33 protein-coding genes and 2 pseudogenes are annotated in these 25,508 nt (G+C 59.5%); 30 read left to right on the forward strand and 5 right to left on the reverse strand.

Translation table 11 applies throughout. The annotated features are described in order from the left end of the window. The 6 genes from E1809_RS11215 to fabF all read left to right on the forward strand — a co-directional run. A partial coding sequence (locus E1809_RS11215; protein ID WP_407921057.1) for a transketolase-like TK C-terminal-containing protein occupies positions 1-650 on the forward strand: 650 nt, incomplete at its 5' end. A 204-nt stretch (positions 651-854) separates the two neighbouring features. Then, on the forward strand, positions 855-2,099 hold the full coding sequence (locus tag E1809_RS11220; protein ID WP_133204324.1) for a PucR family transcriptional regulator: 1,245 nt from the start codon (positions 855-857) through the stop codon (positions 2,097-2,099). An 88-nt stretch (positions 2,100-2,187) separates the two neighbouring features. After that, the gene (locus tag E1809_RS11225; RefSeq protein ID WP_133204325.1) at positions 2,188-3,117 is read left to right on the forward strand and encodes an ACP S-malonyltransferase; all 930 of its coding nucleotides are present in this window, start codon (positions 2,188-2,190) and stop codon (positions 3,115-3,117) included. After that, positions 3,114-4,175, forward strand: coding sequence for a beta-ketoacyl-ACP synthase III (locus E1809_RS11230; protein ID WP_133204326.1), 1,062 nt, complete (start codon positions 3,114-3,116; stop codon positions 4,173-4,175). The genes E1809_RS11225 and E1809_RS11230 overlap by 4 nt, the downstream gene beginning before the upstream one ends. 97 nt (positions 4,176-4,272) lie before the next feature. Then, positions 4,273-4,518 (forward strand): acyl carrier protein, encoded by a 246-nt coding sequence (locus E1809_RS11235; RefSeq protein ID WP_028267518.1) that lies wholly within the window; start codon positions 4,273-4,275, stop codon positions 4,516-4,518. Positions 4,519-4,658: 140 nt separating this feature from the next. After that, complete coding sequence (gene fabF / locus E1809_RS11240) at positions 4,659-5,894, forward strand: beta-ketoacyl-ACP synthase II (RefSeq protein WP_133204327.1); 1,236 nt, start codon at positions 4,659-4,661, stop codon at positions 5,892-5,894. 110 nt (positions 5,895-6,004) lie between these two features. Here the strand turns inward: fabF and E1809_RS11245 are convergent, their stop codons facing one another. The 4 genes and pseudogenes from E1809_RS11245 to E1809_RS11260 all read right to left on the reverse strand — a co-directional run. Then, positions 6,005-6,508, reverse strand: a complete 504-nt coding sequence (locus E1809_RS11245; protein ID WP_133204328.1) for a DUF3145 domain-containing protein — start codon at positions 6,506-6,508, stop codon at positions 6,005-6,007. Positions 6,509-6,799: 291 nt separating this feature from the next. Continuing rightward, positions 6,800-7,729 (reverse strand): tyrosine recombinase XerC, encoded by a 930-nt coding sequence (locus E1809_RS11250; RefSeq protein ID WP_133204459.1) that lies wholly within the window; start codon positions 7,727-7,729, stop codon positions 6,800-6,802. A gap of 86 nt (positions 7,730-7,815) precedes the next feature. Continuing rightward, a pseudogene (gene dprA, locus E1809_RS11255) lies at positions 7,816-9,039 on the reverse strand (DNA-processing protein DprA). Between the two features lie 11 nt (positions 9,040-9,050). Beyond that, positions 9,051-9,662: pseudogene (locus E1809_RS11260) on the reverse strand (ATP-binding protein); the annotation flags it as partial. Positions 9,663-9,724: 62 nt separating this feature from the next. Here E1809_RS11260 and E1809_RS11265 point away from each other — a divergent pair. Next, positions 9,725-11,182: a recombinase family protein gene (locus E1809_RS11265; protein ID WP_205754162.1), complete on the forward strand. Its 1,458-nt coding sequence runs from the start codon at positions 9,725-9,727 to the stop codon at positions 11,180-11,182. Position 11,183: 1 nt separating this feature from the next. Here E1809_RS11265 and E1809_RS11270 read toward each other — a convergent pair whose 3' ends face one another. Beyond that, on the reverse strand, positions 11,184-11,795 hold the full coding sequence (locus E1809_RS11270; protein WP_133204330.1) for a hypothetical protein: 612 nt from the start codon (positions 11,793-11,795) through the stop codon (positions 11,184-11,186). A 172-nt stretch (positions 11,796-11,967) separates the two neighbouring features. Between E1809_RS11270 and E1809_RS26665 the strand changes: the two genes are divergently transcribed. The 23 genes from E1809_RS26665 to E1809_RS11365 all read left to right on the forward strand — a co-directional run bounded on the left by E1809_RS26665 (position 11,968) and on the right by E1809_RS11365 (position 24,910). Further along, positions 11,968-12,132: a hypothetical protein gene (locus E1809_RS26665; RefSeq protein WP_165962278.1), complete on the forward strand. Its 165-nt coding sequence runs from the start codon at positions 11,968-11,970 to the stop codon at positions 12,130-12,132. Position 12,133: 1 nt separating this feature from the next. Then, complete coding sequence (locus tag E1809_RS11275; protein ID WP_133204331.1) at positions 12,134-12,361, forward strand: hypothetical protein; 228 nt, start codon at positions 12,134-12,136, stop codon at positions 12,359-12,361. Continuing rightward, on the forward strand, positions 12,354-12,530 hold the full coding sequence (locus tag E1809_RS26670; RefSeq protein ID WP_165962279.1) for a hypothetical protein: 177 nt from the start codon (positions 12,354-12,356) through the stop codon (positions 12,528-12,530). Before E1809_RS11275 ends, E1809_RS26670 begins: the two co-directional genes overlap by 8 nt. 96 nt (positions 12,531-12,626) lie before the next feature. Further along, complete coding sequence (locus E1809_RS11280) at positions 12,627-14,846, forward strand: type IV secretory system conjugative DNA transfer family protein (RefSeq protein WP_133204332.1); 2,220 nt, start codon at positions 12,627-12,629, stop codon at positions 14,844-14,846. 395 nt (positions 14,847-15,241) lie between these two features. Continuing rightward, a complete protein-coding gene (locus E1809_RS11285; protein ID WP_133204333.1) occupies positions 15,242-15,502 on the forward strand; it encodes a hypothetical protein in 261 nt (86 codons plus the stop codon). 102 nt (positions 15,503-15,604) lie between these two features. After that, positions 15,605-16,396 carry a Rad52/Rad22 family DNA repair protein gene (locus E1809_RS11290; RefSeq protein ID WP_133204334.1) on the forward strand — a complete coding sequence of 264 codons (792 nt, stop codon included), beginning with the start codon at positions 15,605-15,607 and terminating at the stop codon, positions 16,394-16,396. A gap of 229 nt (positions 16,397-16,625) precedes the next feature. Further along, positions 16,626-16,958 carry a hypothetical protein gene (locus E1809_RS11295; protein WP_133204335.1) on the forward strand — a complete coding sequence of 111 codons (333 nt, stop codon included), beginning with the start codon at positions 16,626-16,628 and terminating at the stop codon, positions 16,956-16,958. Next, positions 16,955-17,197 carry a hypothetical protein gene (locus E1809_RS11300; protein WP_133204336.1) on the forward strand — a complete coding sequence of 81 codons (243 nt, stop codon included), beginning with the start codon at positions 16,955-16,957 and terminating at the stop codon, positions 17,195-17,197. The genes E1809_RS11295 and E1809_RS11300 overlap by 4 nt, the downstream gene beginning before the upstream one ends. A gap of 20 nt (positions 17,198-17,217) precedes the next feature. After that, complete coding sequence (locus E1809_RS11305) at positions 17,218-17,718, forward strand: hypothetical protein (RefSeq protein WP_133204337.1); 501 nt, start codon at positions 17,218-17,220, stop codon at positions 17,716-17,718. A 229-nt stretch (positions 17,719-17,947) separates the two neighbouring features. Next, positions 17,948-18,670 (forward strand): sigma-70 family RNA polymerase sigma factor, encoded by a 723-nt coding sequence (locus E1809_RS11310; RefSeq protein ID WP_133204338.1) that lies wholly within the window; start codon positions 17,948-17,950, stop codon positions 18,668-18,670. Then, entirely contained in the window at positions 18,671-19,324 is a 654-nt protein-coding gene (locus E1809_RS11315) for a recombinase family protein (protein WP_133204339.1), read from the forward strand. Between the two features lie 167 nt (positions 19,325-19,491). Beyond that, a complete protein-coding gene (locus E1809_RS11320) occupies positions 19,492-19,740 on the forward strand; it encodes a hypothetical protein (protein WP_133204340.1) in 249 nt (82 codons plus the stop codon). Continuing rightward, positions 19,740-20,825, forward strand: a complete 1,086-nt coding sequence (locus tag E1809_RS11325) for an AAA family ATPase (RefSeq protein ID WP_133204341.1) — start codon at positions 19,740-19,742, stop codon at positions 20,823-20,825. The genes E1809_RS11320 and E1809_RS11325 overlap by 1 nt, the downstream gene beginning before the upstream one ends. Positions 20,826-20,926: 101 nt before the next feature. Beyond that, the gene (locus tag E1809_RS11330; RefSeq protein ID WP_133204342.1) at positions 20,927-21,262 is read left to right on the forward strand and encodes a hypothetical protein; all 336 of its coding nucleotides are present in this window, start codon (positions 20,927-20,929) and stop codon (positions 21,260-21,262) included. A gap of 30 nt (positions 21,263-21,292) precedes the next feature. Further along, positions 21,293-22,063: a prohibitin family protein gene (locus E1809_RS11335; RefSeq protein WP_133204343.1), complete on the forward strand. Its 771-nt coding sequence runs from the start codon at positions 21,293-21,295 to the stop codon at positions 22,061-22,063. A 51-nt stretch (positions 22,064-22,114) separates the two neighbouring features. Further along, complete coding sequence (locus tag E1809_RS26675; protein ID WP_165962280.1) at positions 22,115-22,261, forward strand: hypothetical protein; 147 nt, start codon at positions 22,115-22,117, stop codon at positions 22,259-22,261. Between the two features lie 94 nt (positions 22,262-22,355). Next, entirely contained in the window at positions 22,356-22,577 is a 222-nt protein-coding gene (locus E1809_RS11340) for a helix-turn-helix domain-containing protein (RefSeq protein ID WP_215279586.1), read from the forward strand. Continuing rightward, positions 22,574-22,735 carry a hypothetical protein gene (locus tag E1809_RS26680; protein WP_165962282.1) on the forward strand — a complete coding sequence of 54 codons (162 nt, stop codon included), beginning with the start codon at positions 22,574-22,576 and terminating at the stop codon, positions 22,733-22,735. Before E1809_RS11340 ends, E1809_RS26680 begins: the two co-directional genes overlap by 4 nt. Continuing rightward, a complete protein-coding gene (locus E1809_RS11345; RefSeq protein ID WP_133204345.1) occupies positions 22,732-23,100 on the forward strand; it encodes a hypothetical protein in 369 nt (122 codons plus the stop codon). Before E1809_RS26680 ends, E1809_RS11345 begins: the two co-directional genes overlap by 4 nt. After that, on the forward strand, positions 23,090-23,581 hold the full coding sequence (locus tag E1809_RS11350; protein ID WP_133204346.1) for a WhiB family transcriptional regulator: 492 nt from the start codon (positions 23,090-23,092) through the stop codon (positions 23,579-23,581). Before E1809_RS11345 ends, E1809_RS11350 begins: the two co-directional genes overlap by 11 nt. After that, positions 23,578-24,240: a hypothetical protein gene (locus tag E1809_RS11355; RefSeq protein WP_133204347.1), complete on the forward strand. Its 663-nt coding sequence runs from the start codon at positions 23,578-23,580 to the stop codon at positions 24,238-24,240. Before E1809_RS11350 ends, E1809_RS11355 begins: the two co-directional genes overlap by 4 nt. After that, positions 24,233-24,472 carry a hypothetical protein gene (locus tag E1809_RS11360; protein WP_133204348.1) on the forward strand — a complete coding sequence of 80 codons (240 nt, stop codon included), beginning with the start codon at positions 24,233-24,235 and terminating at the stop codon, positions 24,470-24,472. Before E1809_RS11355 ends, E1809_RS11360 begins: the two co-directional genes overlap by 8 nt. A gap of 192 nt (positions 24,473-24,664) precedes the next feature. Beyond that, a complete protein-coding gene (locus tag E1809_RS11365) occupies positions 24,665-24,910 on the forward strand; it encodes a hypothetical protein (RefSeq protein WP_133204349.1) in 246 nt (81 codons plus the stop codon). The last annotated feature ends 598 nt before the right edge of the window (positions 24,911-25,508 follow it).

Genomic DNA, 25,508 nt, shown 5'->3' on the forward strand with positions numbered 1-25,508 from the left:
CCCAAGACCGGAACCTGATGTACTACCTCACCGTCTACAACGAACCCATCACCCAACCCGCCGAACCCGACAACCTCGACACCAACGGCATCATCAAAGGCATCTACAAACTCGCCGAAGCCCCCGAGCCCGGCACCAAACCCCGCGCCCAGATCCTCGCCTCCGGCGTCTCCGTCCCCTGGGCCCTCGAAGCCCAGCAAATCCTCAACGAGGACTGGAACATCGCAGCCGACGTCTGGTCCGTGACCTCCTGGAACGAACTCCGACGCGACGGCCTCGCCGCCGAAGAAGAAGCCTTCCTCAACCCCGGCCAGGACCCACGCACACCATTCGTCACCCAGCAACTCGCCGGAGCCCACGGCCCCGTCATCGCCGTCTCGGACTACATGAAAGCCGTCCCCGACCAAATCCGCCAATTCATCCCCAACGACTTCGCCTCCCTCGGCGCCGACGGCTTCGGCTTCTCCGACACCCGCCAAGCCGCCCGACGCTACTTCAAAAACGACACCCACTCCATCGTCACCAAAACCCTCCAACTCCTCGCCCAACGCGGCGAAGTTGATGCCCAGGCTCCGGCCCAGGCCATCGAGAAGTACCGTCTCCTGGATGTCAACGCCGGAACCACCGGTGGAGCAGGAGGCGAAAGCTAACCACTGGAAGCTGGAAGAACCAGGAGCTGGCGAAACCAGCAATACCGCGACGGCGGTCCGTACCGGAAGGTGCGGGCCGCCGTCGGGCTTTAACCCCGCCGCGGGCAGAAGGTGACGACACCTGCCAGCGGCAGACGAAGGCTCCGCGAAGTTGTAGCCTTCGCACAAATGGAGCTTGCTGAGGATCAGCCGTATGCTCAAGGCATGGCCGAGCCGATTCAAACTCCCGCAAAACGCAGAGCTGCTACGCGCGCAGTGTCGCCGGAGAAGGCGGAGACCCTTAAGCGGCTGCGCGCAAATGTGGGGCAACTCTCCACCACCACCATGCGAAAGCTCGAAAAGTCGCTGCCTTGGTACAGCCGTCTGAGCTCGGATGAACGATCGGCGCTCGGCCTGGTTGCCCAAAACGGCATCGCGGCGTTCGTGACGTGGTACGAAAGGCCCAGTTCGCCGTCGTGGATTTTGACGGATGTCTTCGGCAACGCGCCGACGGAACTGACCCGTTCCATCAGCCTGCAAAAGGCCCTCCAACTGATCCGGATCGTGGTGGAAGTAGTCGAGGACCAGGTACCCGTCATCGCGCCCGAGTCAGACCAGCCCTCCCTGCGCGAAGCAGTGCTGCGCTATTCCCGTGAGGTGGCCTTCGCCGCCGCGGACGTCTACGCCCGTGCCGCCGAATCCCGCGGCTCGTGGGATACCCGGCTCGAAGCGCTGATTGTCGATGCCATCCTCCGCGGCGAAAACACCGACGCTCTTCGCTCCCGCATTGCCGCCCTCGGCTGGAAGGCCCAGGAACGTTTCACCGTGATGGTGGGCAACTCCCCCTCCGAACCCAGCGCCAGCTACGTCAGCGAATTGCGCCGCACCGCGGGCCGCTACGCGGAGGACGCGCTTGTGGGCATCCAGGGCGACCGCCTCATCCTCATCCTGGGCGGACTGCAGGACCGCGACAACGCGTATGTGAAGTTGAGCGAGCTGTTCGCCCCGGGCGCCGTGGTCTATGGACCAGAGGCCGGAACCCTCGTGGAAGCGAGCAGCTCGGCCCAGGCTGCCTTCGCGGGACTCACGGCCGCGAAGGCCTGGCCCTCGGCCCCGCGGCCGGTAGCCGCCGACGATCTCTTGCCGGAACGCGTGGTCTCGGGGGACGACGCGGCCCGCCGTTCCCTCATCAAGAACATCTACCGGCCGCTACTCGCGGCATCGAACGGACTCGTCGAAACGCTCGGAACGTACTTGGAGCTCGGCCACTCGCTTGAAGCGACGGCCCGGGAGCTCTTCGTCCACGCCAATACAGTGCGGTATCGTCTCAAGCGCGTCTGCGACGTCACGGGGTGGGATCCGCTCTTGCCCCGGGAGGCGTTCGTCCTCCAAACTGCCCTGGTTGTGGGCAGGCTTTCGGCCCAGCCGAAGGCGACGTCGGAGCGTCACGGTACCCGATCCGCGGGGTGAACCGTTGTAGACTTCCTACAAACTGACCCAGTGAGCTTGGTGTACGCAAACACCGGAAGTTCACGCGGCAATTTGGAAAGCTGGTTACGTGCTTGCAATCGTCTGCCCTGGACAGGGCTCCCAGACCCCTGGATTTTTGGCCCCGTGGCTGGAGCTCCCATCCGTAGAAGGCCACCTCGCCTCGCTGAGCGAAATCGCAGGCATCGACCTCAAGGCCCACGGCACCACCTCCGATGAAGAAACCATCAAGGACACCGCCGTAGCGCAGCCGTTGATCGTCGCCGCAGGACTCGTGGCGGCAAAGTCCCTGTTCGACGTCGAACTCAGCACGCTTCCCATCGTCCTGGCCGGTCACTCGGTCGGCGAAATCACCGCTTCCGCCCTCGCGGGAGTGCTCAGCGAATCCGATGCGATGACGTTCGTCCGCGAACGCGCGAACAACATGGCTGCTGCCGCCGCCGTCACCCCGACCGGCATGAGCGCCGTGGTGGGCGGCGATCCCGCGGAAGTGCTATCGGCTATCGAGGCCGCAGGCGCAACCCCGGCGAACGTCAACGGTGCGGGACAGACCGTGGCCGCCGGCACTTTCGAGCAACTCCAGGCCCTCGCGGATAACCCTCCGGCCAAAGCCAGGGTCATCCCGTTGAAGGTTGCCGGTGCATTCCACACCGCCCACATGGCACCCGCCGTCGACGCCCTGGAAGCGCTGCGGCCTTCGCTCAAGCCGCAGGCGCCTACCGTTCCTTTGCTTTCCAACTTCGACGGCCAGCAGGTCACGGACGGCGGTGCCGCCGTCGAAAGCCTGATCGCCCAGGTGTCGCGGCCGGTCCGTTGGGACCTTTGCATGGAGAACCTGGTCCAGCGCGGCGTCACCGGCCTCATCGAGCTCGCCCCCGCAGGAACCTTGGCAGGCCTGGCCAAGCGCGGGATGCCGGGAGTCAAGACTGTCGCCGTCAAGACCCCGGACGATTTGTCCGCGGCACTGGCGCTCTTCGCGGAATTGGAGGGACAAGCATGAGCACCCCCATACTCAAGCAAGCACCGACCCACGAATACTCGCGGATCATCGGCATCGGGGCATACCGCCCAGAGGTCATCGTCACCAACGACGACGTCTGCCAGTGGATCGACTCTTCCGACGAGTGGATCCGCCAGCGCACTGGAATTGTGACCCGCCACCGCGCGCCGGCCGGAGTCAGCGTCATCGACATGGCCGAAGGCGCCGCACGCGAAGCCCTCAAGCAAGCGGGTATCGAAGCCTCGCAACTGGGCGCTGTGATCGTCTCCACCGTCACGCACCCCTTCGCGACGCCATCTGCGGCGGCCGCCCTCACGGACCGTCTGGGCGCCACGCCGGCCCCGGCTTTCGACATTTCCGCGGCATGCGCGGGCTACTGCTACGGCATTGCCCAGGCCGACGCCCTGGTCCGCTCGGGCGCCGCAGAGTATGTCCTGGTAGTCGGCGCCGAGAAGCTCTCGGATGTCATCGACAACCACGAGCGCACGATTTCCTTCCTCCTCGGCGACGGCGCCGGCGCGGTCGTGATCGGCCCCTCCGAGACCCCCGGCATCGCCCCGTCAGTCTGGGGATCCGACGGAAGCAAGTGGAACGCGATCGGGATGACTCACTCGCTCGACGACGTCCGGAAGCTGGGCGAGACCGCCCGCCACTCGGACGAATCGGACGACCAAGCGATCATCGAGGCGACGCAGGACATCTGGCCGACCCTGCGCCAGGACGGCCAGACGGTCTTCCGCTGGGCCGTGTGGGAGATGGCCAAGGTGGCCCAGCAAGCACTGGACTCCGCCGGGATCGAAGCGACGGACCTTGCTGCCTTCGTCCCGCACCAGGCGAACATGCGCATCATTGATGAGATGGTCAAGAAGCTCAAGCTTCCCGAAACCGTGGTGGTTGCCCGCGATATCGCCGACGCCGGTAACACGTCCGCGGCTTCCATCCCCCTCGCCACGCACCGCCTCCTGCAGGAAAACCCCGGGCTCAGCGGCGGACTCGCCCTGCAGATCGGGTTCGGCGCGGGCCTGGTCTTCGGCGCCCAGGTAGTAGTACTTCCGTAGCTCCGTCCGCAACTGAATAGCACTTCGAAACCCAAGCCGTATCCGCGGTTTGCCCCATTTCCGGCAGCAGCCGGCATAACAAGAAAAGGAGCCGACAATGGCTAGCAACGAAGAAATCCTGGCCGGCCTGGCTGAAATCGTGAACGAAGAGACGGGCCTCGCCACTGAAGCCGTCGAGCTCGACAAGTCCTTCACCGAGGACCTGGACATCGACTCGATCTCGATGATGACCATCGTCGTCAACGCTGAAGAGAAGTTCGGCGTCCGCATCCCGGACGAAGAGGTCAAGAACCTGAAGACCGTCGGCGACGCCGTCAACTTCATCTCCAACGCGCAGGCCTAGTCTGGCCTCAACTGTGCCGGACTTCGGGTGCGCCCTGTTGCGTCCGAAGCCCGGCACAGCTGCTTTATCTCCCAAAGTCTTCTTTTGGCGCCCGCTTGGAAACAGCACGCGGGCAGGCCGATCCAACAGAGAGTGATCGCATGGCACGCAAAGTAGTCATAACCGGTCTGGGCGCAACCACGCCCATCGGCGGCGACGTCCCCACGATGTGGAAGAACGCGCTCAAAGGGGTCTCCGGTGCCCACACGCTCGAGGACGAGTGGGTTTCCAAGTATGACCTTCCGGTCCACTTTGCCGCCCGGTGCTCGACTCCGGCACTTGATGTCTTGACCCGCGTCGAGGCCAAGCGCATGGATCCCTCGACGCAATTCGGCGTCATCGCGGCCCGCGAGGCCTGGGCCGATTCCGGTATCACGGATATCGACCACGATCGCCTGGCGGTGGCCTTTGCCACCGGCATCGGCGGTGTGTGGACCCTCCTCGACGCGTGGGACACGCTGAAGGAAAAAGGCCCCCGCCGGGTGCTGCCCATGACGGTGCCCATGCTGATGCCGAACGGTGTCGCAGCCGCCGTCAGCCTCGACCTCGGCGCACGCGCTGGTGCCCACACCCCGGTTTCAGCCTGCGCGTCCGGAACCGAGGCCCTCCACCTCGGGCTCGACCTCATTCGCTCGGGGAAGGCCGACGTCGTGATGTGCGGTGGCGCCGAAGCGGCGATCCACCCGATGCCCCTTGCCGCGTTCTCTTCCATGCAGGCACTCTCCCGCCGCAACGACGATCCGGAACACGCGTCGCGCCCGTACGACCGTGACCGCGACGGCTTTGTCATGGGTGAAGGTGCCGGTGCCCTCGTGCTCGAGGCCGAAGAGCACGCCATTGCGCGCGGCGCCCGTATCTACGCGGAACTCGCCGGCACGTCCGTTACCGCCGACGCCTACCACATCACCGCTCCGGACCCGGAAGGACTTGGCGCAACCCGCGCGCTGAAGGCCGCCATGTTCGATGGCCGGATCCAGGCTGAGGACGTGGTGCACGTCAACGCACACGCAACCTCCACGCCTGTGGGTGACAAGCCTGAATACACTGCCCTCCGCGCGGCGCTGGGTACGCACGTCGACAACGTCGCCGTCTCTGCCACCAAGTCCCAAATGGGACACTTGCTGGGTGCGTCCGGAGCCGTGGAAGCCGTGCTGACGGTGCTCGCCGTCTACGAACGCCGGGCTCCGTTGACCATCAACCTGGAAAACCAGGATCCCGAGATCCCGCTCGACGTTGTCACATCCGCCCGGACCCTTCCTGCCGGCGACATCGTGGCATTGAGCAACTCTTTCGGTTTCGGCGGGCACAACGCCGTCATCGCTATCCGAAGCCTCTGACGAATTTGCGTCATGGCGAAAGAAGAGGGCCCCACCGTGGTGGGGCCCTCTTCTTTTGCTATGGAAGAGCCGGCTACGGTCCGGGACCGGAAGCCATGGCTGTACCCGGCCTAGCCGACCTGATGGAGCCAGCGAACCGGGGCACCCTCGGCCGCGTGCCGGAACGGTTCAAGCTCTTCGTCCCATGCCTCGCCCAAGGCCAGGGAAAGCTCATGGTATACGGCTGCGGGATCGCCTGCTGCGGATTCATAGGCATAGCGGATACGGTCCTCGGTCACCATGATGTTGCCGTGTACGTCCGTGACCGCGTGGAAAATGCCCAATTCGGGAGTGTGCGACCAGCGGCCGCCGTCCACGCCCTGGCTCGGTTCTTCGGTCACCTCGTACCGAAGGTGCGCCCAGCCACGCAAAGCAGAGGCCAGTTGCGCACCCGTTCCGGGGGCTCCTGTCCACGAAAGCTCGGAACGAAACATTCCGGGCGCAGCAGGCTGAGCAGTCCACTCCAAGTCGGTCCGCTTATCCACGACCGACCCGATGGCCCACTCAACGTGAGGGCACAGCGCCGTAGGGGCCGAATGCACGAATAAGACACCCCGGGTTATTGCAACAGACATTCCATCCTCCATAGCTGTAGGTACGTCTTCCCCAACGACCTCCGCCTGGATGAAAGTTTGTTGCGCGGGTGTCACGCGCTTCGGTTGATCCTGGCTATCCCTGCTTCCTGCGATATTTGAATTTTGCGTCGAATTCGATTTTTTGCACGTTGGAGGAACATTCAAGTAGGAGTTGAGGGTTCCCCGATCTTGCTTTCATTTTGCCGTACCCGCCGGAATAACGCCAGTACGATTCCGGCATGGGACATTTGCGACGTTATGGGTCGAGCCGGGTTCACGAGCGGGCATAATTTACGCCCTCGGATGGGCTTGTTGATAGCTATTTCGGAGCCTTTCCACAGATACATGAGTATAGATCTGGGTGGTCGCAAGGCTGCTGTGGCCAAGGATTTCCTGGACTGCACGGAGGTCTGCCCCGCCGTCGAGCAGGTGTGTGGCGGCCGTGTGGCGCAAGGCGTGGGGACCGCTCGAAGCGGTATCTCCCAGAGCTTCCAATAGTTCACTGACAACCGTCCGGGCCTGGCGCTGGTCCATCCTGTTGCCACGCGCACCGAGGAAAAGCGCAGGTCCGCTGAGCTCCGTCACGAGCCGCCCGCGGCCCCGCCGAAGCCAATCGTCCACGGCGTGTGCCGCCGGCACGCCGAAGGGGACCGTCCGCTCCTTGTTACCCTTGCCCAGAACGCGAAGGGTCCGGCGATCCGCGTCAAGGTCGTCGATGTCCAAGCCGACAAGCTCGCCAACCCGGATTCCCGTCGCGTAGAGGAGCTCTACGACGGCCCGGTTCCGCACGGCGATCGGCGAACCTTCACTGGCGTCTTCTTCCAAGCGTTCAAGAATCCTGCCGATTTGCTGCCGGTGGAGTACGCCGGGCAGCGGGTGGTCGCGTTTAGGGGCTTGGAGCCGAAGAGCCGGGTCGACTGAAATCAGCTCCTCCCTTAGCGCCCAGGAGGTGAACGCCCTGGCCGTGGCAGCCCGACGGCTAAGGGTTGCCCGGGACATGCCGCCCTCGCTCTGCGAACCCAGCCAGCGCCGGAGCGTACCAAGTTCCAGGGCAGGAAGATCGACGACGCCTTCAGCAGTGGCGAAATACAACAGGCTTTCGACGTCGGCCACATAGGCCCGCACTGTATGGACCGACCGGGCGCGCTCGCCCTCCAGGTACCGGCGAAAATCCTGCACGGACCGGTCGAGTCTCTCGGGAAGCGGATTCTCCTGCACCATCCCACTCTGCCAGCTCTGGGGCGGTGCGGCTGGCATCGCCACGGCCAGGCTGCACCACTCCACGCCCCGCACAACTTTACGCCGGTTCAGCCTTTCTTCCCCGAGCGCTTCCAGCCACCACTGACCGAGACGGCCAGGCCGAGCAAGCCGAGGCGCCCGAGCCCCGCTTTGACCGAATTCTGGCTGAGTCCCGCGACGACAGCGAGTTTCTCGACCGAGCTCGTGGACCGGAGTGGCAGGGCGTCCAGAAGAATCAAATCTTCGAGTGTCAATCCGTCGCGCTCGGAAGCCTCTGTGTCTTTGTCGCCGACGAGTCCCTCACCACTCGCTCCAGCAAGTTCGACGATTTCGCCCACATCCGTGACGCAAACAGCTCCGCCGTCCCGGAGCAGCCGATGGCATCACGCCGAATTGGCGCTGTGGATCGAGCCGGGGACGGCTGCGACCACCCTGCCCATGGATTCGGCGTGGTGCGCCGTGTTCAGGGCTCCCGAGCGCCAACGGGCCTCAACCACAACCGTCACGGATGCCAAGGCCGCAATGATCCTGTTCCGCTGGAGGAAGCGGTACCGGGTTGGCGCAGACCCCGGTGGAACCTCGGCAATCACGGCGCCCTGGTTCGCAACAACACGGAGGAGGTCTTCGTTTCCAGCTGGGTAGAATCGATCCACGCCACCGGCCATGACAGCTATGGTCGGCATGGCGTTGGTCCCTCCTGCCAAGGCGCCGCGGTGCGCATGCGCATCGATTCCATAAGCGCCACCCGAGACCACCGTGTAGCCGCGCTGCCCGAGGGCGTAACCGAAGTCGCCGGTGACCGAGGAGCCGTAACTGGTGCTGTCGCGGGAGCCGACTATTGCCACGGCCTTCTGCATGACGGGGAACTCCAGCTCGCTCCCCCGCCACCACAAGCACAACGGTTCATGGAGATCAAGATCGGCCAATTGGGCCGGCCATAGCCGGTCTCCGGGGACGAGCAAGCGGCCACCGAGGCGTTGCATGGTGGCTAGGTCCCGCTCAGGGGCCAGATCGCCAATACGCGGCTTCCACCGCTGCAATGCCGAGGCCAGGCTGGCAGCTGCCGGAGCGGCACCGCTATCCACCAAAAGGGAGGTGACCTCCTGCTGAAGGGCTGGTCCGAAAGCCACTTCACCGCTCGCAATCCTCAAGGCGTCGGCAGGTCCCGCTGCACGCACCAAGGCGAGTCCAGTGGCGTCTTGCGGTTCCATCAGCCGCGACAACGCCGCCCGAGCCAAACGCTCGTTTGAAGGCGCCTCCGGTTTGGCCAGGGCCAGTTCATGGTCAGTCATGGCGTTTCCTTTCATGCGGCCGCTACCGCCTGCCTCAATCCGAGGGCTTGTCCGATGTCGTCGGCACTGGGCTGATCGCGATAGTCCAGATCCGCCAATGTCCATGCGAGACGCAAAACGCGGTCATATCCCCTTGCCGTGAGGATTCCCCGTTCCAGGGAGGTGTCCAGGATGCGAGTGGTAGCGGCCGGAAGGCGCAGTTCACCGCGCAGGATGCGCCCGGGAACCTGCGCGTTGGTCTCCATGCCGAAGATCGACAGCCGTTCGCGTTGCCGGGACCGCGCGGCCCCTACCCTTTGTGCGACAGTGGCGGTGTCCTCGTCCACGGTTGCCTGCCCGAAGTCCGCGAGGGACACCCGTTCCACGGAAAGCTGGATGTCAACGCGGTCGAGCAATGGCCCGGACATGCGCCCGAAGTAGCGGCGCCGCATCACCGGTGTGCACGTGCAGTCGACGCCTTTGCCAGTCGCCTTCCCGCACGGACAGGGATTGGCGGCGAGGACAAGCTGAAAGCGGGCCGGGTACGCTGCAGTGCCCGCTGAGCGGTGGATGACAAGCTCGCCGCTCTCCAAGGGTTGCCGCAAAGCGTCGAGCACGCGGCGTTCGTACTCCGGAGCCTCGTCAAAACATTGCATAACACCCTACACCGGAGTATAATTACTAGTAGGAACGAATATTTATGCAATTGTCATCAACCCCAACCATTGGGCGTCTTAAGTGCGCCCTCTACCTCCGCATCAGCAAGGACAAGAAGGGCCTGAGCCTTGGTGTTGACCGTCAGGAAGAGGCCTGTCGAGCCCTAGCTGCGCAGCTTGGTTGGGAAGTATATGCAGCCTTCAGCGAGAACGATCTTAGTGCGTACAGTGGCAAGCCGAGGCCGCTCTACAACCAACTCCTCGACGTCATGCGTTCGGGCCAGGTCAGCGCCGTCATCGCTCTCCACACCGATCGGCTCCACCGCTCCCCCGTCGAGCTTGAGGAGTTCATCGACATCTGTGAACAGAACAGGGTCGAAGTACGAACTGTTCAGGCGGGCGAGCTTGACCTGACGACCGCGACCGGCCGCATGGCCGCACGGATCTATGGGGCTGTAGCCAGGCATGAGGTTGAGCACGCCATCGAGCGTGTCAAAGCGGCCAAACTCCAAGCTGCCAAAGCTGGCAAGACCTCTGGTGGCAACCGAGCCTATGGCTACCGTCCAGGTGGCATGGTCATCGACGAAAACGAGGCGCAGTTTGTCCTTGAGGCGATTGACCGATTCATCGCTGGAGACTCCTGGCGTACCATTGCGCTCGACTTCAACCGGCGTTGTATCACTACAGCCAAGGGCAACATGTGGAAAGCGATCAACGTCCGCAACATGGCCACCCTCCCCCGCCACGCTGGCTACCGAGAACATCACGGTGTGCTCTATGAAGCTACCTGGCCCCCGATCATCACCCGCGACACTTACGAACAGCTCCAGTCCACCGCCAAGCGTCGCCAGGAACAAGACAAGCGCCGCTCCTACGCCAAGAAGCATCTGCTCACCGGCTTCGTGTTCTGTGGCCTGTGCGGGAACCGCATGACCATCATCAACGCGCAAAACAGAGACGGCTCGTACTCGCCGGCGTTCAGTTGCCGCAAGATTGACCAGTTCGGCAATCCGACAGGCTGCGGAAAGGTAAAGCGACGCAAGGACCCAGTCGAACACTTGGTGATTGAGTCGCTCCTCTACCGCCTCGACACGCCGGACCTCGGCGCACTCCTTGGACAGTCCGAACACGACGACGGAGAACTGCGCACCAAGTTAGGTGAACACGCCACGCAGAGCGCCCGGTTGCAAGAGATCCTCGACGCCTACGCAAGCGGCGACCTCACTATGAGCGAGTGGAAGACGGCCAAGGCAACCGCCCAGGCGCGACTTGACCAGCTCGACAAAGACATCGCCAAGCTCACCAGCCGACGCACGATCGCCCACCTCCCGGCCGGCCTGACAGTCCGGCAAGCGTGGGAAGCGGGCGATCTTGAGTGGAGGCGGCAACTGCTCGATGTACTTATTGAGAGGGTGCTGATCTATCCACGGGAGAAGGGTGACCAGAAGGTGCGGTACGCCGGCTTCATCTTTAACCCGGAAAGGGTTGAGATCAGGTGGCGCGCATGAATCACTCGCCGCGCACAACTCCTCCGCGCGCATCGAACCGGCCCTTAACATTCCTCCACGCTTTGTGCATGTCGTCCGGACGCATCGGGGTGTGCGACATCTTTTCGTCGAGAAGCTGAACGACAAGCGTTTCGAGGTCAGTAATACGGCTGCGAAGCGTGGCAATGTCCAAGTCACGGGCGGCATCCTCAGACTCCTGGAACTCCTTTTCACGCCGCAATGTATCCTCGGCCATCTCCAGATGACGGACGACAATGCTTGCGCCCTCGATCTCATAGCGCATCAACGTTCGAGCACTGATGTCGCCGTGCTTGGTAAGGAACTTCTCGCGCCGGTCAGTGAGGTTGAGCCCTTCATCGGCGAACAGAGCGTTGAAAAACGCCTCGGTGAAAACGCTGTCCGTAGGCAAGGAATCCATCCAGAGTTTGATGAAGCGGGGAGCATCCTTCAGGTCAAACTCGAAGTAGTCGAAGATGCGGCGCATCTCCGGTGAGTCACTAGGCGAGCCATTAATGGTTTCAGCTTCAAGCCCCTCCCCCTTGCACAGCTCTCTTAGCTCGGTGATGCACCGCTCGCGCCGCACCTCTTGGCCGCTCTTCTCCATAACAGTCATTGCTCCTCCTTGTGTAGTTGACGATGCTCGCCATCCTACCTGCCACGAGTCTCGCCCACAAGCCTGCCAAATCACTTGACATTGACTGTTGACATTTTTATGGCAGCTCGCCTACGGTGAACCCATCGCTTCAACCGGAGCGGGCGGGCACCACTAAAAGGCGGTACTCATCATGAAACTGTTCGACCTCGTAAACATCATCTTCAGCACCGTGGTCAACCTGGTGCTCCTCACCTTGGCGCTCAGCCCCGCGCTCATTGCCATCTGGCAGCGGCGGCGGAAGGTACGGCGAGAGCGCGCAATGAACCTCACACAACCAACCAGATGGGAGCACTAACATGGACGTCACCCTCAACACCGAAGCGATCGGCGAAGCGATCGTCGGTTACAGCGCACTGTTCGTAGTCGTCTTGTTCTTCACGCTGTTTGTGAAGTACGGCAAGCAGTACGCCAGTTTCTTTCACCAGCGCCGACTTGAGCGCCTGATGGAGATTCACATGCGTCGGCAACAAGCTGCCTACAAGGCAGCACGGACGGTCTACGAACGCGAGTATGGCCGTGACTAAGCGCATCGTCGATCTTGGCCTGGGGCTGTTGCTGCTCGCCATCATTGGCAGTGTCGCGCTCAGTGCAGTGACGCCGTATCTGCCGGCGCTTGGCCTTGGCATTTGCCTCGCCATCATCGGAGGCGTAGTCGTCGCTGTCTGGCGCATCCTCCATCGCCGCCGCTTCTAGCTAGGCGAAAACGCCTGGTCGTGCCACATTGGAGGTAGGCATGACCAGGCGTTTTCACTGTCTCCCGTTACCACTTCTCATCGAGAGGACAGTGCTATGACGCTCTATCAAAAGTCGTATGACCAAAGCCGGACCACTTACCGCCTGATCTTCCCTTCAGGCCTCTCCGACGAGCGCATCGGCGCATGGCTCAGCTCGCTGGGCGGCACCATGCACATCGAGCACTCACGGATTCTGGGCGTTCCCTCGATCGTCTTCGAGACGGTCGCCACCGACGCCCTTATTTCGCACTACCTGCGTCTGCCGAAGCGCGACGCCGGCTACATTATTGGCCACCTTGAAAGCCTGGTACCCGGCATTCACGCCGAAGCAGTTCCGGCACCTCCTGAGTATCAGTTCACACTTGGTGTCGACCTCCACATGACGGCGGCCTCACGCCAGCTTGCGCTGCCCAAACCCGCTGATGTCGCTGCCAGCATCCTGACTTCGATGCAAGGCCTGCGAGAGGGCGAGGTTGTCGTTACCCAGTGGATCGTCACGCCGGCTCCGCACCAGCCGTTGCCGAACGCCAAAGCGCCGCCTAAGTCCGACCACTGGAGCGCTTGGCGGTCAATGACGGCTCACGACCAGGCCACCGCTGAAGAGATCGACGACCGCCGCGCCAAGTTGTCCGAGCCTAATATGCAGGCCACGGCCCGCGTTGCTGTTGTGGCACCGCACCCTATCCGTGCGCAGGAGATCGTCAAAGGTGTCGTGCAGTCCTACCGGTCGGTGGGATCAGCAGCTAATGCATTCAGGGCGAAGCTCATCAAGCCGAATAAGTTGATGCACGCCACGCTGGCGGCAACGCCGTTCTTCTTCACCTCGCAGCTCGGCCTCAGCGAACTGGTTCCGCTGATCGCTTGGCCGATCGGCTCCCCAAATATCGCTGGTTTACCGTCATCTCGCACACGTCACATGCACGTCACCAACGCCGTTCCCCGTGCCGGATCGCCTATTGGCGTCTCAACAGTGCCAGGTAGCGACCGTGCCATTGCCATCGACCCACGGTTTCGTTTACAGCACGTCCATATCATTGGACCTATCGGCTCGGGCAAGACATGGGAATTACTTTCAATCGCTGAGCAGGACATGAAAGACGGCTCCGGCGTGGTCGTCATCGACCCGAAAGGCGACCTCTTTCAGCGAGTTCTTGAACGAGTGCCACGAGACCGCGTCAAAGATGTCATTGTGTGGGACCTTGGTGACACTGATAGTCCCATTGGCTTCAATGTCCTGCAGCAAGGCAACAGTCGAGCGGCGATTGATGAACTCAATAACCTGGTAACTAACCTGTTCCCGGACACCCTGAGCGTCCCACAGATGATGTATTTCGGACTGCACGCCCTAGCAGAACACGGCACCTTCGTTGACCTGCCGAGCTTCATTCGCCCTGAGGGTGATGAAGTTGCGTGGCGAAACAAGATCATCCGGCAGCTTAAAGACCCTCAGGTCAAGAAGTTCTGGGAGAACTACACCCAGCAGGGCAAATCTGAACAGGCCAGCACCATCGACCGCGATCTTGCAACCTTGCAACGTCGCATATGGCCGTTCGTCTCAAGGCCGGAAATCCGAAACTCACTCGGTCAGCAGCAGTCAAGCTTCACCATGGATGATGTTGTAAGCAGCAGCAAGATCTTGGTGGTACGTCTCAACAGGGAACGAATCGGACGCCAAGCTGCCGGCATGATGGCCAGTCTGATTATGTCTTCCCTCTGGTCCGCGGTTCGCACCACGCCTCACGAGCGGCCGGTCATGCTGTTTATGGACGAGTTTCAAGACTTCCTCACTATGCCAACTGACCCATCGGAGATGTTGGCCCAATCTCGCTCGTTTGGTCTTGGCATGGTACTCAGCCATCAGCACCTTGGACAGCTCACCAACCCTGAACTGCGTGCGGCGGTCCTGGCCAACGCGCGATCGAAGATTATCTTTCAGACCAGTGCAGAGGATGCGCGTCGCATGGCCGGTGAGATGGGCTCAGGCGTCACGGCCGATGATCTTCAGAATCTCCAGACACGGGAAGCCATTGCACGCGTTGCAACGGATACCGGTGTGTCATCAGCCTTTACCCTCCGTACCCGTGATGCCAGCCCGCCAACTGGAACGTATCAAGAGACACTTGCCCACTCCCGAGCCACATACGGCCGGCCTGTTGCTGAGGTGGAAGCCGAGATCGCGGCTCGCCGATCCGTGGGCACAGCCCCGCCTGCCGATGGCCCGCTGTACCGCCGCAAACTCAACCAACGAAATGAAGGAAACTCAGATGTTTCGTGATCCAGCCGGCATAGCTGACGCAATGTACGGTTTAGCCGATGACGTAAAGATCCGACAAACATAGCAATAGCCCCGCCTCTAACAGTGAGGCTGGGCTAGCCCCGCGGTCGAGGGCAGTGTTTGCGCAGGTCAGTAGGCTGTTTGGCATGTTCTGAGACCGAGGGTAACAGCATATCGAACAACATACGGAATAAATCCGTGTTTTCCACATTCTAGTTGTAAATAGTACGTCAGTTTATGTATTGCAATATATAACGCTGCGGCGCATACTACGGGCAGTGAAAGGCGAAAGCACCTAACGAGCCTTAACAACTGGAATAGCAACTAAGAAGAAAGGAGGGCAGATGCCCGACTCACCATATCCACGCCGTACCCGAATCATGAGAGGGGTCGGCATGAAACAGGTGGCCATTACCATCCGCACCTCGGAAGAGTTCGCCGACGCACTCACTGAGTACCAGGCGGCGCACAAGGCGAAACATGGCTACCAGCCATCCCAAAGCGACATATTTCAAACCGCGCTCTTGCAGCACAATGACGTGTTCCGCAAGATATACACCCGCATCGAACAAAAACGACTGACGACTAAGGAGAAAGTCTATGGACAAGCAACCAGTTACCTCGACGGTATTAAAACGACCAGGGCACGCAAGTAAGCTCGTAAAGAGCCTACGAGCCGACCAGGCGCGCCGCACAGCGCGTAAGGCACGAGAAGCAGCCAAGGCGGCCGTATTCGCGCCAACGCGACGGAGCTGCCTATGAACGGAGACCCACAAGACAAGCAACCCAAGCTAGAACTACTCCGCGCACCGTTCGAGCCATCAGATATTGATTGGCGAGTACAGCGCAGCGGGATCAAGGACAACAAGGGTTGGGTGCAGGCTACGGCCTATATCGACAACCGAGCTGTACAGAATCGTCTCGACGATGTGTGCGGCGCTGAGAACTGGAAGAACGAATACAAGCCAGGTCCAGCCGGAGGTGTCATCGCCGGCATCTCGATCAAACTCAATGGCGAGTGGATCACCAAATGGGACGGCGCAGACAACACCGATGTTGAAGCCGTCAAGGGTGGCCTCTCTGATTCAATGAAACGCGCCGCTGTACAGTGGGGAATCGGACGCTATCTTTACAGCGTCGAGAGCCTCTATGCGACGGTAGGACCTAATGGCGACTACCACATCAAGATCTGGGCGTATGGGGCGAATAGGAAGACAGATCAGCCAAAAGTAGTTGGCTACTGGTCAGCACCAAAACTACCAGCGCGAGCTCTGCCGGTGCGTATTAGCGCCGCTGAACCGCAAGTGAAAAGCTCTGCGGCTGCACTTCTAAATGTCGAGACAGTACCTGAAGAGCCGCTCGAGGACGCGCCAACAGGTGCGCAGATCATTCAGATACGTGCCAAATGGATCGCCGCAGGCGGTAAAGACGTCAAAGCGCGTGACGAGTGGGTAAAGGTGATCAAGACTAAGGCACAGGCTGAGCAAGCCATCCGCCAGCTTGATGCAAAAATCGAACGCCGAACGGCCGAACAAGAGGATGCGTCCTAATGGATGCCGAGCGATTCGAAGATGAAACCTATGAGGCCGTATCTGTCACGCAGACCTGGCGATTCCGTCGAGCTAAACGAACTCGACACGTCCGACTCCCAAGCATTAGTGGCGGTATGGAGTACATCTCCTACACCCACGATGCACCGACTGAACCAAGTCCAGACTACTGGAACATCGAGCGAGAACTTCGTAATGAATATGATCGCCGATCCGAGGAGTACGCCACATGACGCTATATGAGGTGCTCGAAGAAGTCCGCAGCGCCGATCGTGGCGTTCTCATCATCACTAAAGAACGAGAGGAGGGACTGCGTATGACACCTAACCGCATACCAGATGATCAATTAGGCGACCAATACTACAATCATGCGCTACACAAAGTAGATGACATCGAGCCATTTGTAGAGATGGCATTCCGACTAGACGAGATGAGCAAAGGGGGTCGTATCAACGACATGCGACGACTGTTAGCGGTATTCACCGTTGACCGTGAGCAAGCCGCCTACCGCAGAGGCTACATCGACGGCGGCATCAACCAGATCACAGAGGACACCCCATGACCAGAGAAGAAGCCATCGTCCTCATAATCGAGCGAGTCCGTAACTTACGACCAGATCAGCTGCGAGGACTCGCCGCGAATATGCCGGTCGACCCCGAAGAGTCTGTCCGTGAGTTCGGCTGGGTTTTCAGCCTGAGCCGTAAGCAGATAGACAGCATGATCAAGCACAACATCAGTCTCCCCTGGGAGCTATTGCAGTACGCCGCCTATGTGGAGGCACAATCAACTAAAGGGCGCTAGACGCCCAGGAGTAACCAGACATGAGTAAAAAGCTCAAGGTCACCGAACAAAGATTCAACGCCATCAAGCGCCAGCTAAAGGTCAAGGCGAACACCAAGGAATCCGTCGCAGAGCGCCACGGGCTGAAGGTATCCACCATCAAGTTCATTAGTGGATGCAAGGATTACGCAACTTACCGCGGGCGCAGCACTGGCAAGGAATACCTACCAGTAGACGGACTGACTGCCTACGAAGCGGTCAATAGCTTTGCCCAGACAGTCAACCCCGCAACCGCACCAGTGAAGTCAGTCACAGCGAAGCTGGAGACGAAGAAGCCGGGCGCAGCCGCTAAATACGCACAAGACCTCCTCGAAGCCCGCACTGAGGCAGAGAGCTACAAGAACGCACTCGCAATCAGCAAGAAGCACGTCAAGGAACTGCAGGCTGAAGTCGACGCCTACCGAACCGAAGAAATCCGCCGCACTGTCGCAAAGGCGCGCGCTGGCCGTTCACTCTTGGCTCGATTCCGGAGGGCTGCGTAAGTGGCCGGCAACCGGTCTGGCGGTATTCGTGCTGCCGAGAAGAACATAGCAAGGGAGCCAGACTTCTATAAACGCATCGGCCAAATTGGCGGCAAGCGCTCATCGACTGGCGGCTTCGCTAAAAAGGCTCCCTGCGACTGCGCCGATATTCCAGGCGAGCACCACAAAGCACAGTGCGCGGGTAAGCGTGGTGGCTTTACCAGCCGACGCAATAAGAAGGAGGTGATAAGTGAGCAAATTTAGAACGGGTGATCGAGTATCAACTACTCATGGAGTAGGAACGATTCGTGACATCAAAGGTTCATTCGAACCCTACCTTGTGGAACACGATGCTTGGCGTGGCGGTCACAGCGGTGGCTCTGCATCAGATGTTCATGTCGCTGATGACAGTGGCTGGTGGTACGGCGAAGGAGAAATAAGCATCATAGAGGGAGACACTACAAAAGTGGCACGACGAACATTCAAACTAATCAAAGACACACCAATCCACAAAAAGGGCACACTCTTCCAAGAGCAGTGCGACGACGGCACACAGCCATATATCGTGCTGAACCCTGCCAAATACGACGACTTCTCAATCAAGGACCGCAAGCTCGTTGAAGAACAGCCCCAGTGGTTCGTCGAAGTCCTCCAAGTGGAACCTCAATACATGACGCGCGAAGAGCTAGACAAGTGGGAAGCGTTCAAGGCAGCCCAGCCAGCCAAGAGTAGGAAGGTGCTTGTGGCTGATACTCAAAGCAAACCAGAGGTCACTAAGAAGGCCAACACTCTTAGCGATGAGCATCTGGCCAAGTTCGTACGTGTATACAACTCAAGCCGCACTACCAAGTCAACAGCCGACAAGATGAAGATCAATGTCGGAAGCGTGCACGCTTACAAACACATCGCGCTACGCCGCGGACACACGCTGAAGACGATGAAGCGAGCCAAGGCAGCTCAGAAGTCGGCGTAGATGAGTCGGGTTGTCGCCTACATCCGTGTCAGCACGAGCCACCAGGACGTCGACAACCAGCGCTACGAGATCAACCGCTACGCCGAGCGCAGCGGCATCCAGATCGACGAAGTGATTGGTGAGACGGCGTCGGGGTACAAGACTCAGCTCAACGACCGCAAGCTAAGCGACGTCATGGCTGACCTTGAGAAAGGCGACACGCTCATCGTGAGCGAGACGAGCCGTATCTCCCGTCGCCTAATGGACATCCTCAACACGATCCAGGGACTCATAGACCGAGGCATCAATGTGATTGCTGTCAAGGAAGGCATCGTCTTTAAGGACGACATCAACTCCAAGGTGCTGGCGTTTGCCTTCGGACTCGCCGCCGAGATCGAGCGCAACCTCATCTCGGCCCGGACCCGCGAGGCCTTGGCAAAGAAGAAGGCCGACGGCGTGGTCCTGGGCCGGCCGCTCGGCTCCGCGGACCCAAAGAACCTCAAGCTCTATGGCAAAGACGAGGAATACATCGCCCTTCGCATGAAGCGCGTGCCAAAAGCCGCCATCGCCCGCATGTTTGACGTGAACGTCGAAACGTTGCGGCGCTACGTTTTACGGCAGGAATTGGACAAGGAAGTCCTGTGGAAGCTCCACAAGAAAACCACCAATTTCTAAATACCCACTCGAAGCACCGCGGCGCAATAGGTACGCAACACACTTGCACATAACGCAAGCCCGTGGAGTAGAAGCCAAGCCAAGTCACAAGCTTGCACCTTCCGCAAATCCCTACTCTCGCATACACGAGGAGGCACTAAAAATGTAACAAGTCCAAGGAGGACAAAATGATAAGCGAAGACCTAACTAACAAACGAGCCCAAGTCACGATTGACCTAATGGGCAGCCTCGCCAAGGCCGTCGACAAGTTCCTGGAGGAAGGTAAGGCTAAAGAAGCCAGCGACGTGGCTGACTCTCTCACCATGCTCATCGTCAAGACCTTCGAAGTTGAGGCGGTGAACACCATGAGCGAGAGCGTCGACCGCGCGTCGCGCCAAGTCAGCACCCGGAAGCACGATCTCGGAGAACTCGACTAATGGCGAACGAGTTTAGCTTTACCTCTAGCAGCATTCTCTTCGACAACTACTTTTCCATCGGGCCAAGCAAACCTGACGGCCAGAAGTTCGACTTCGTAAACGGTCTCTCAGAGTGTCCGAAGTGCGGCGCAGATGTTGCGGAGAGGCGCTGGTATTGCAACAAGTGCAGCTACGGCAAAGGGAGGAAGTCGAAGCCACCAAAGGTCGCCGGATACGACTACGTCATCAGCGACGAATATAAGGACGGCAAGTACTTCCGTGCCGCGGACAAAAGCCTCTTTGAGACTGTGATCATCGAGCCATACAAGAAGCAGATGATCGTCGAAGCTCTGTCCCTTGTCGAGAACAGCGACCTCATATTCAACCAGTGGGGTTTCAAGGACACGATCGAGAAGGGCACAGGCGTCTCGCTTTTGTTTCACGGCCTTCCTGGCACAGGCAAGACCCTAATGGCCCAGGCCATCGCTGACTACCTCGGCAAGAAGTTGATCACCATCACTGCGGCTGAGGTCATGGACAAATACGTCGGTGAGACAGAGAAGAAGATCGCTGAGCTGTTCGACGACCACAAGGACGACGTCATCCTCTTCGATGAATGCGATTCCCTCCTTGGTAGCCGTGAGCGGGCCCGCGCGTCCTGGGAGGTAAGCCAGGTCAACGTGCTCCTAAACAAGCTCGAGAACCACCGCGGCGTCACCGTCTTCACCACGAACCACTCGACCAACCTCGACAAAGCGCTCGATCGCCGCATCGCGGTGAAAGTGCGCTTCGAGATGCCGAGCCAGGAACTCCGCAAGCAGATCTGGCGACGTATGTTCCCGAAGAAGGCACCGTTGGCCGCCGACATCGACTGGGACCTTCTCGCCTCATACGAGGTCACCGGGGGCTACGTGAAAAACACAGTGTTGCGCGCGGCGCGCATCGCGGCGTTCCGCAAGGAGAGTGAGATCACCTTCGCCGTGCTGAAAGAAGCACTCAAGCAGGAGCTGATGGCTCTCATGGAGTACGAGCAGAGCGAACATGCCGCTGTGGAAGGCCAGGAAGCTCCCGATAAGGAGCAGTTGAAACTCCACCAAAAGAGATAGAACATCCTCGCTGCTCGCACTCCCCCATCGACTAATAACAGTTCTTACACGATGGCGGGGCGCGGGCAGCGAGACAAACTAACCATAAGGAGAACATTTGAATGATTTTCGACAAAGACAGCTACTGGAAGCGACGCATGAACGGCGAACGTGGCCAGGGCGACAAACAAAGCAAAGGGACACTGACCGAATCGGCCAAGACGAGCCACGTAGCTCTCGTGAACGGCACCGTACAAAAAGTAAGCCGAAGCGTCGCGCGCCGGAAGGTTGAGGCCAGGTTTTACAAGGGCGAGCACGACACTACCGGCAAGCGATATACCGCCAAGGGAGTGCGTCACAAGGACGGCTCCGAGCCCTTCGCACCAGCGCACCCGTCTTCGATCAGTAACCACCAGCGGCTAGTCATGCGACACAAGGTCCAGGCTTCTACAAACTAACGACGGCTCGACCGTCAAGGACATCTGAATATGTACAACTCACCATCAACGCCAACCTTCAAGGTCACGAAGCCCCTAGTCTGGACCGGCGTCATCGTCGCCCTGATTGTTTGGTTCTTAGTCTTCTGCTTCAGAGTCGTAGGCGTCGGGGACGTCGCGATAATCACCACCTTCGGCAACGTAACCGACCAACGAGGATCAGGCGTGCTCATCAAGGCACCGTGGCCGATCCAGTCGATGACCGCGATGAACGTGCAGGTCCAAAAAGAACAGCAGGACGCCAGTGCGGCAAGCAACGATCTTCAGACGGTCACTTCCACCGTGGCGCTCAACTACCACCTGACACCAGCGACCGCAGGCACGGTCTTTCGAGAAGTCGGGACCGACTACAAGTCGCGCATCATCGATCCGATGCTTCAGGAGTCCGTCAAAGCGACCGTCAGCCAGTACAACGCCGAAGAGCTGATCTCGAAGCGTCCAACCGTCGAGGCAGCAGCGCTGAAGTCGATCACCGACAAACTAGCGAGCCGTGGCATCACAGTCGACGGCTTGAGCATCGTCAACTTCGATTTCAGCCAGGCGTTCAACCAAGCCATTGAGCAGAAGCAAGTAGCGCAGCAGAACGCACAGAAGGCCCAGTACGACCTCCAGACCGCTGAACAAGAGGCGAAGGCGCAACAAGTCCAGGCGACCACGCTCACGCCTGACTACCTCACCCTGAAGGCCATCGAGAAGTGGAATGGTCAAATGCCGCAGTACGTCGGCGCGAATGGGATCTTCGGTATCCCGATGAACAAGTAATCGGTGCGAGTCACCAGGGAAAAACTGAATATGAAGAAGTCAACGAAGAGGTTGCTACTCTCTACAGCCGTCTATACGGCCATGCTCGCCTTCACGCTCGTCTGGTACGACTGGCGGCTATTTGTCTTGATGATCGCCTTCGGATGGGCGATGAACCTTGAGAACACAGCAGAGCAACTGAGGAGACTAGGGCAATGACCCTCCTCCAACGCCTTTTCCATCGGCTCGGCAGGTGCCCCCCCCAGGCTGCCGGCCACCCATGTAGCGGTGCACCAGGAAGGTGTGGGTGGTGATGGCGGGCGACAAACTCACTCAGACCGCGCGCATCCTCCGCTTGCTGAAGACTAAGGGCAAGGTCAGCAACTTCGAGCTGCGCAAGATTGCCTGGCGCTATCCGGCGCGGGTGCTCGATCTAAAGCATGAAGGCCACAAGATCCGCAGCGTTCACGATACCGGGGCCAAGTGGTTCTACATCTATGACGGCGACGAGGATGACGGAAAAGAGGCAGCATGAGCAAATACCGACGCATCAAGAACGCCAAGCACGCACTCAGGAAGATGCGAAACCGCATCCGCCGACTTGGTGACAGCTGGTACAGCAAGGAATGGATCGTCACCCAGCGCCGCGACGCTAAGCAAGAGATAGAAGAGCAGAAAAAGGAGGTGATATGAACAAGCGAATCCTTGGGGACATGAGGATATTTCAAACGGTCTTCAGCGACCTCAACATGAAGCACGAGATAGTTGACGGTCGTTATGTTTACACATACGAAGGGACTGACCCTTACGAACTAGAAGACGCGGCGTTCCCGAAGACAATCCAGCTCATAACGGCGCATACAAAAGAGGCAGTCCAAGAGATCGAGAAGGCTTACGGTGGCTGTCACAACTGCTATGGAAAGGGATATGCAACACAGAGTAGTCGAGCTGTTGCACGGCGCATGTCGTGGGACACGTCAGGCATCAAGTACTGCGACTGCGACCGCGGCAAGCAATTGAAAGCAGTCATTGCAAAAGAGGCCGGTGATGTCCTCTGAGCGATATCCAGACTTGGAAGGCGGCGCTTGCACTGACCTGGCCCCTGGAATCGCTTCTAAGTATTTCGACGCAGATGGCCACAAGCAACCCTTCCTAACCAAGACCGCCAAGGCGATCTGCGCCCGCTGTGTTATCCAGCCGGCCTGCCTGGAAGCAGCGCTCAACCGGACCTACCCAGAGCGCGGTGTCGTCGGCGGCTTAAGCGCCAATGAGATCCGCGCCGTCAAAGAGTGGGACGCCTACGACAAAGGACTCAGAGACAACCCGCCGAAGCGTTCACGGCCTATGGTGCCTCACTATGAACCGTCGCCAGCCAGTGAGTTCGCGGCTGAGTTCCGAAGCAAGGCAGACCTGTCATTCGAGGAGCGCGTCTACGGCGTCTTCCTGGACGTGAAGCAGGGAAAGTACCAGACGCTCAACCAGGCCATTGGCGATATTGCGCTGATCCATAGTCAGGTGATTGAAGGAGCACAGTCATGAGTGAGCGACTGAACCAACCCGAACAACCACGGCTCACCGACGACGATCTGATCGACCAGGCCATCCAGCGAGCACGAGAGCGTGAGAGCGTCATCGACGACGCCGCAGCCCGCGTGATCGCAGCGCAGCTTCACGGCGGACAAGCGTCAGCGCTCTACAGCCTTGCTTCATCCGGTGCGATTGACCGTGAAGGCCTTGAAGTCGAGCTACGCCTGGACGCGCGGGAGTTCAAACACGATCCCCGCGTCCTGGGCCAGCTGGAAGCCCTGAGCGCTTACATCGACAACCGTGGTGTAGATGTCGAGCCACGAGCAGGCTGGCATGAGCTGTGGGTGAAAGAGGAAACCAAGATAGCCGGCCTCACCCCGGATGAATGGCACCGAACCCTGGCCGGCGCTGACCTGGCCGTTCCGTGCAGCCGCTACGGACGCACCGCGAGCGAGGTGGCCCGGTATGCGGTCGCCCTGCTCGCTATCTACCAAGCCAGCGGTGCGGAGCCAGCGGAAGCAGAATCGATTATCGACTTCGCGATGGGGTTGGCCGTCAACGACCACCAAGACATCGCGGCAATGATCTGCGACTACTGGGACGACGTGCCGGAAGAACTACAAGAACAATTAGGCGGCAGAGACCGCGTGGAGGAATTACGAGATGAGTAAGAGAGTGATAATTGCTGCCACGGCAGCGTTTATAGCAGGCATCGCGCTAGCGCCCGTGGCCGCTAGCGCGATGCAGAAGGTCTTTGATTCGACACTGACTCCTCATATGGACATCAGTGGAACCGAGGACGTGCGTCGATTTGATGACGATAAGTTCCAGGTGAAGTGCTGGCTCTACGAAGCGAGTGGCGGCATCAGTTGCCTGCCGTGGGACGAGGCGAAAGAGCGATGAATCACGCTGACATAAAGGGGGCGAGACTCATATTCAACATGCACGCTTGGATATTGGGCCTGAACGCCATAATGCTGACTGAGAGCTTCCTCTTTGCGCCGATGTGGGTATGGACCATCAATGTCCTGCTGTTCGTTGTGCCTACGCTCACCTTTCTGATACAGATAGCAGCGCGCACACGGGAGAGCACCAATGACTGAGCGCTTCCCCAACCCTGACCTAGAGCAGGCGATCAAAGACAAGTTCGCCGGACTGACCGATGCAGACATCATCCGTCGTATGAATGCTGCTCCTGACTTTGGCTACGACGATGAAGCCGTAGAACTGAATCGACGACTCGGAAGTGTCGGCCTCTCCTGGCGCTGGTCACGGCAGAACAGAGTCCTGATCTTTGATCCCGCTGAGGAGGTGCAACCTAACTCGGACGAGCCTCTATGAGTGCTGAGCGGCTTGAGACCTTGAATGGAAAGCGATCATTGACTTTTATAGCCGCAGGCTCATAATAACCAGCGGATATGAATGAAAAGAACCAAAATCGAATTTGCATAGCATTAGGGTGTGAGCGCCAATATCACGCAAAGGGATATTGCAATATTCACTATGCTCGACTAAAGACCAGGGGGTCTCTAGACTTGCCACAGCGAATGTATGAACGAAAATGTGGCGTATCAGACTGCGAACGGAAAGCTGTTGCGCATGGGTATTGCAGCCCGCATGTCCACAGACTCCAACGCTACGGCGACCCTATCTACAAGCCACCCATAACTGACCTATCGAGCGTAGATACATCGCTATACGCCGTCTGGAATGGCATGAAGCAACGGTGCTACAACACTAATGTGAAGAGCTACATCGACTATGGTGCGCGAGGTGTATGGGTCTGCTTAGCATGGCGTAGCTCGTACACACATTTCATCGCCGATATGGGACCTCGACCCTCCCATGAAATGTCACTCGACCGAGTTGACAATGACGGTGGCTATACCTGTGGCCACTGCGAAGACTGTCAGGTGAATGGGTGGCCCTCAAACGTGAA

The organism is Arthrobacter terricola (assembly GCF_004354015.1).
Classification (GTDB): Bacteria; Actinomycetota; Actinomycetes; order Actinomycetales; family Micrococcaceae; genus Arthrobacter; species Arthrobacter terricola.